The 1,106-nt window shown below is 65.4% G+C and carries 2 protein-coding genes; both read left to right on the forward strand.

All coding sequences use genetic code 11. The features are described from left to right. Nucleotides 1-72 precede the first annotated feature (72 nt). Nucleotides 73-504, forward strand: a complete 432-nt coding sequence (locus ACFWAY_RS53900) for a hypothetical protein (RefSeq protein ID WP_378516558.1) — start codon at nt 73-75, stop codon at nt 502-504. 2 nt (nt 505-506) lie between these two features. Beyond that, nucleotides 507-1,106: DDE-type integrase/transposase/recombinase (locus ACFWAY_RS53905; protein ID WP_378516559.1), on the forward strand; the 600-nt coding region annotated here is incomplete at its 3' end.

A 1,106-nucleotide genomic window follows, 5' to 3' on the forward strand; every position in this document is an offset into this window, starting at 1 on the left:
GTCAACCTGGTCTGAGACACAATCGGTGTCCGTAATCAGTGAGGTTCGAGGGCGAGTTCGGAGTAGGAAGCATTGAGTAGCGAAGAGACCGCGGACCGGGTGGATCCGGTCGGTGTGCGGCCCGGTGAGGTACCAGATCCGCAGGTTGCCGAGAGGGCAGTGCGGCGGACGTTCACCGCGAAGTACAAGCTCGCCGTCGTCGAGGAATACGAGCGTGCCGAGCACGGCGAGCGGGGGGCGATCCTGCGGCGGGAGAACCTGCACTCATCGTTGCTCACCGAGTGGCGTCGTCAACGCGACCGGGGTGCGCTCGCCGGTTTGTCGGTGCCGCGCGGACCCAAGCCGACGCCCGCTGCGCCGGACCGCGGTTTGACCGCGGAGAACGCCCGGCTGACCGCGGAACTCGAGCAGGCCCGGGAAGTGATCCGCATCCAGGGGGAACTGTCCGCGCTCTTGGAGAAGCTCTCATCGAGCAGCGTGGAGACGCCCGGGAGCAGGCGTTGACGATGATCGATCACGCGATCGCCGAGTTGACGCCGCTGATCGGGGTGCGCCACGCGTGCGCCGCGACGGGTCGTGCGCCCGCCAGCTACTACCGTGCACACCCGAAACAAGTTGGTAGACAGGATGTGTCGCTGACAATCCCGGAAGCTGGGCCCGCGGACACTTCGGCGCGGGAGAGTACGCAGCCGCGGGCATTGTCGAACGCGGAACGGGTACGGGTTCTCGAGGTGCTGAACTCGCAGCGGTTCGCCGACATGGCTCCCGCGCAGGTGTATGCCACTCTCCTCGACGAGGGTGTCTACCTGTGCAGTGAGTCGACGATGTACCGGATTCTGCGGGAGAAGAACCAGACCGGGGACCGCCGCCGCCAGGCCACACACCCGCCGAAGGTGAAACCGGAACTGGTTGCTGATCAGCCGAATTCGGTGTGGTCGTGGGACATCACCAAGCTGCACGGGCCGGCGAAGTGGACGTACTACTACCTGTATGTGATCTTGGACATCTACTCCCGGTACGTGGTGGGGTGGATGATCGCCTCCCGCGAGTCGAAGACGCTGGCCGAGCGCCTGATCGCCGAGACCATCCGGGAGCAGAACATCGGC

Origin of the sequence: Rhodococcus sp. NPDC059968, assembly GCF_042738615.1 — a bacterium.
In the GTDB taxonomy this organism is placed as follows: Bacteria; Actinomycetota; Actinomycetes; order Mycobacteriales; family Mycobacteriaceae; genus Rhodococcus_F.